A 5131-nucleotide genomic window follows, 5' to 3' on the forward strand; every position below is an offset into this window, starting at 1 on the left:
CACCAATGAAGTGATCGTGGGGCCAAAAGAAGCCTGCTTGTGGGGCGGCCTGGAAACCCGCGAGACCAACCTGCTGGTCGAACCGCAGGATTTGCCGGAGCGCTTGGAGGTGCAGGTGCGCTACCGCACCAGGCCGGTGTCCGCCAGGGTAGAGGAGATGACCCCAGGTCGAACGGTAATCAGGCTTGATCAACCGCAGTTTGCGGTCACCCCTGGGCAGTCGGCGGTCTTCTATCAGGGCAACCGGCTGCTGGGCGGGGGCTTTATTGCCAGGCCGCTGCACAACGCACGGGAGACCCTGGCCCTCCAGGCGGTATGACGCTCATCTCCACCCTTACCTGCCCCTCTTGCGGCCAGCATGAGACCCTGACCATGCCCACGGATGCCTGTCAGCACTTTTATGTTTGTTCCAGCTGCGGATTCTGGATAAGACCTAGGCCAGGTGATTGCTGTGTGTTCTGCAGCTACGGTGACGTGCCGTGTCCACCCAAGCAGCAAACCGGCTCGAGGCGTAAGTAGCCCTTGGTAGCCACAGAGATCCCATTGTTGTTTCTGCTGGCCTTCGATTTTCGATCCTGAACCTTAAACAGGCATGCTGACTGCGACCCAATCCATTGCGCCAGGGATAGATTTTTGGGTATGGTGCTGTGCAGGAGCACCCGTGTTGTTATTATTCCTGGCCTTTGTTGGAAGCCTGGCCTTGCTGCTGACTGCTGCTCGCCTTTTTACTGGGGCTGCAGAGCGCATTGGGCTGGCCCTGGGAATGTCCACTTTCATGGTTGGCGTGGTGATTGTGGGGGTAGGTACCTCGCTACCGGAGTTGGTTTCTGGGCTGATCTCGGTCAGCCAGGGGGTCTCGGAAATTATGAGTGGCAACGTACTTGGGGCCAACGTTTCCAATTTGCTTTTGATTCTTGGGGTGAGTACGGTTTTTTCGGTATTGCGCCCGGTGTATGTGGGTGAGAACTACATCGCCATTGATCTGCACTTTCTGGTGGGCTCATCCTTCGTGCTGGGTGTGGTGATGTTTGACGGGGTTGTGGGCCGGGTGGAAGGACTCTGTTTGCTGGCTGTCTACGGGGTATATGTGGTTTATTTGCTAAGGGAAGGCAGCAGCGGGCAAAACGGCGAAACAAAGTCACCCATAGCCATGCGCGACTTGCTCATCGTGGTACTTAGTGCGGTGGGGATTTACTTTGGGGCGGATTGGACAGTGAGCAGTCTCCAGGGTCTGGCAACCAGCCTGGGTGTTCCAACGGCCATTGTGGCGGTGACGATTCTGGCGTTGGGCACGACCTTGCCTGAGTTGGTGGTCAGCATCACTGCGGCACGGCAGGGCAAAACCTCCTTAGCGGTGGGCAACATCCTAGGCTCTTGTGTGTTCAATGCACTTGTGGTGGTGGGTGCGGGGGCCGTCTACGGTACGGTTAAGGTGCCTCCCGAACTAACGGGGTTTGCGTTACCTTTTATGGTGGGCTCATCGTTCTTGTTTTATTTGTTGGTGCAGGATCGCCGCATCTCCAACTGGGAGGGTATGCTGTTTTTGGTGATGTACGTGTTGTTTATCCTCGAGGTGAGCGGACTGGCCTGAACCTTGCATGTGGTCGGACTCCGTTCCCGCAGGCGTTCGGGGGCTGGTTCCGGTGCGCCTACGGAGATACCTGGTTGGCAACTTCTACCCGATTGCCCCCGGCCTGTTTGGAAAGGTACATGGCGGTATCGGCCCTCGAGACCAGGTAATCAGGCGTATCCCCAGAAACGGCTGTAGCCAGTCCAAAGCTGGCCGAAACCGGTGGCAGGCTGTCCAGGGGATTCTCGGCCAGTAGCCTCTGGAGCCGTTTACATAGCTGATGGGCTTCCTGAATAGGGGTGTTGGGTAGCAACAGCACAAACTCCTCTCCACCCCATCGTCCCAACAGGTCGCTCTGGCGCAGGTTTTGCTGCAAGACCTGGGCCGTGTGAATTAGCACTCTATCGCCCATCTCGTGCCCATACTGGTCGTTGATCTGCTTAAAGCGGTCGAGATCCAAGAGCACCAGCGAGAGCGGTTGTTCGGTTCTCTGGTTTTGCTCGAGGGCCTGGCGCAGCGCCTCCATGATCGAGCGACGGTTGGCTATGCTGGTAAGGGGATCGGTATGGGCAAGCCCGTAGAGTTTAGCCGCCTCGAGGCGCACCCGCATGGAGTGCTCCTTGGAGAGTACTAGCAGCCGGAACAGCACCAGATAGCTCAACTGCGAGACGTAAAGTTGCACCACCGAGTTCTGGTCGAAGGGAATGGCCCGCAACGCTGAGGGAATCAGGGCCAGCAGGCCCGCCAACACAAAAGCCGAAAAAATCCCCAGCGAAACCAACCAGGCCAGGCGCGGCGCAAACACGAAGTAGGCCATCACGAACACCACCGCTATCCACAGCGAGGAATTCCACAGCCCCTCGCTGCTCAGGGCTAGCAGGTTGTAGTAGATGTTGAGTACCATCAGCAGCGCAGCGCTCCAGAAGACCCCACGCTCAACCGTATGAAAATGCACCCATTTGGGGAGCAACAGCCCGACCCAGCACAGTCCTAGCCAGACCGCCATGATCAGCAAAGAGTATTTCTCGTAAAAAGTTTCCTCGTTGGGGATATCCAGCTGTAGCCAGGCAAAAAGCACGGCCCACACCACCACCGGCAGGATAAAAAAGTAGGCCGTGGCCCGCAGGGGAGCGGTAGAGTCCACGTCATCGAGGATTGGTTGCGGCGGCATAAAGCTTCGCTCTCATTTTGCAACAATTCCGATGTTTCGCAAATTGCCCAAGTGCGCCTACGAAAGCAATGGATCGGTTCGGCTTGGCAAAACCATTTTTTGGGCCTGGGGTTCCATCTTCAGCATAACAAAAACCCCTCTCCCGTGAGCGTAATGCGCCGAGGAGAGGGCTGGGGTGAGGGTTATTCAATCGTCAGCCGCCGACCCGGAGCTCTCCGTACGCTTTTTACTACCGAACAAGCGCCGGAAGAAACTCCAAACCGGATCGTAGTACTCGTCCACCACCCGCTCCTTGAGCGGGATGATGGCGTTGTCGGTGATGTGGATGTGTTCGGGGCAGACCTCGGTGCAGCACTTGGTGATATTGCAGTAACCGATGCCGCCCTCGTTTTTGAGCATCTCGAGGCGGCTGGCGGTATCGAGGGGGTGCATTTCCAGGCTTGCAGTGCGTACCAGGAAGCGCGGCCCAATAAAGCCGGTCTTCTCGTCGTGGTCACGCAGTACGTGACAAACATTCTGGCAGAGGAAGCATTCGATGCACTTCCTGAACTCCTGCACCCGGTCCACGTCCTCCTGCATCATGATCCAGTCGGTGTTGGGGGCCGGGGTGAAGGGCTTGATCTTCTTGTTGGCTTCGTAGTTCCACTTCACATCGGTGGCCAAATCACGGATCAACGGGAAGGTCTTCATGGGCCGCACCGTGATGGGCCTGGAGGTGTCAATGGAGTCCAGGCGGGTCATGCACATCAGGGTGGGCTTACCATTGACCTCGGCCCCGCAGGAGCCGCACTTCCCGGCCTTGCAGTTCCAACGACAAGCCAGGTCTGGGGCCTGCTCGGCCTGGATCTGGTGGATGGCATCCAGCACCACCATCCCTTCCTCAACCGCCACGGTGTAATCTTTCAGCTCACCGCCGCTCTTATCGCCCCGGTATACCTTGAAATTGAGGTTCTGCATTTCAGGCTCCTACCTTGTCGCTGAGTTCTTTGAGGTCTTTGGCTTCGGCTATTTTGCGCCGGTCTTCAGGCATCTCGGGCAGCGAATCGGCTACCACGCGGAGGGTGCCATCGCTGCTGCGCCGGATGATGTGGTTGAGTTTGGCGAAAGTGTTGTCGGGGTCGGGGTAGTCCAGGCGGGCGTGCCCACCCCGGCTCTCCTTACGGGCCTGGGCCGCCAGCACCACCGCCTCGGCAATCTCGACCATCAGTTGGATGTCAATGGCGGTGTGCCAGCCGGGGTTGTAGACGCGGGTTCCGGTGGCGGAGGTGTTTTTGGCGCGTTGCTTGAGGCTGGTCAGAAGATCCAGTTGGGTTTTGAGCTCCCCCTCCTCGCGCATGATGCCAGCGTTCTTTTGCATGGTGGTGCGGAGTTCTTTCATCAGCGCAAAGGGGTTCTCGCCCTGGGGATTGGAAAAGGGCGCGGTGGCCTCGGCGATGTAGGCCCGGATCTGGGCCTCGTCTACCTGGTAGGAGCCACCCTGGGCTGCTGCATACTCTGCCGCGGCCAAGCCAGCCCGGCGACCGAAAACCACCAGATCGGAGAGGGAGTTCCCGCCCAGGCGGTTGGCCCCGTGCAACCCGCCCGCCACCTCGCCCGCAGCATAAAGGCCGGGGACGCTGGTGGCCTGAGAGTCGGGGTCAACGCGGACGCCACCCATCATGTAGTGGCAGGTCGGCCCCACTTCCATGGGTTCTTTGGTGATGTCGAGGTTGGCCAGCTTCATGAACTGGTGGTACATGCTAGGGAGCTTTTTCTTGATGTAGTCGGCCGGACGGCGGCTGGCAATATCGAGGAAGGCTCCGCCGTGCGGGCTGCCCCGCCCCTCGTTGACCTCCCGGCGGATGGCCCTGGCCACCACATCGCGGGTCAGCAGCTCCGGGGGACGGCGGGCTGCGCGGTCACCATTCAGCCACTTTTCGGCCTCTTCCTCGCTCTCGGCAAACTCGCCTTTATAGCGCTCGGGCACGTTGTCGAACATGAAGCGCTTGCCTTCGCGGTTCTTAAGCACCCCGCCCTCGCCGCGCACCCCTTCGGTCACCAAGACCCCCATCACGCCCGGGGGCCAGATCATGCCGGTGGGGTGGAACTGGATAAACTCCATGTCAATCAGGTCAGCCCCGACCATGCTGGCAAGGGCGAAACCGTCGCCGGTGCACTCCCAGGAATTGGAAGTAATTTCGTAGATGCGGCCCAGGCCGCCGGTAGCGAGAATCACCGCCCTGGCCCGGAAGACCAGGAAGTCGCCGGTCTGGCGGTCGAAACCCATGGCCCCGACCACCGCCCCGCCCTGGGTCAGGAGGCGGTAGATGGTGGTCTCCATGTGGGTGCCGATGCCCACCTTCACCGCATGGTCTTGCAGGGTACGGATCAGCTCGAGGCCGGTACGGTCG

The 5131-nt window shown here is 59.3% G+C and carries 6 protein-coding genes; 3 read left to right on the top strand and 3 right to left on the bottom strand.

The genetic code is table 11. The annotated features are described in order from the left end of the window. The 3 genes from Q0288_RS15475 to Q0288_RS15485 form a co-directional block, all read left to right on the top strand. On the top strand, nt 1–319 hold a 319-nt coding region (locus Q0288_RS15475), incomplete at its 5' end, for an aminomethyltransferase beta-barrel domain-containing protein (RefSeq protein ID WP_366914788.1). Further along, nucleotides 316–519, top strand: coding sequence for a GDCCVxC domain-containing (seleno)protein (locus tag Q0288_RS15480; RefSeq protein ID WP_299432374.1), 204 nt, complete (start codon nt 316–318; stop codon nt 517–519). The genes Q0288_RS15475 and Q0288_RS15480, both read left to right, overlap by 4 nt. 142 nt (nt 520–661) lie before the next feature. Next, complete coding sequence (locus Q0288_RS15485; RefSeq protein ID WP_299432377.1) at nt 662–1591, top strand: sodium:calcium antiporter; 930 nt, start codon at nt 662–664, stop codon at nt 1589–1591. 58 nt (nt 1592–1649) lie between these two features. Here the strand turns inward: Q0288_RS15485 and Q0288_RS15490 are convergent, their stop codons facing one another. From Q0288_RS15490 to Q0288_RS15500, 3 genes are all read right to left on the bottom strand, one after another. After that, nucleotides 1650–2741 (bottom strand): sensor domain-containing diguanylate cyclase, encoded by a 1092-nt coding sequence (locus tag Q0288_RS15490; protein ID WP_299432379.1) that lies wholly within the window; start codon nt 2739–2741, stop codon nt 1650–1652. A gap of 186 nt (nt 2742–2927) precedes the next feature. After that, nucleotides 2928–3698, bottom strand: a complete 771-nt coding sequence (locus Q0288_RS15495) for a succinate dehydrogenase/fumarate reductase iron-sulfur subunit (protein ID WP_299432382.1) — start codon at nt 3696–3698, stop codon at nt 2928–2930. Nucleotide 3699: 1 nt separating this feature from the next. Next, nucleotides 3700–5131: FAD-binding protein (locus tag Q0288_RS15500; protein ID WP_299432385.1), on the bottom strand; the 1432-nt coding region annotated here is incomplete at its 5' end.

This window comes from uncultured Meiothermus sp. (assembly GCF_937863175.1).
GTDB lineage: Bacteria > Deinococcota > Deinococci > Deinococcales > Thermaceae > Meiothermus.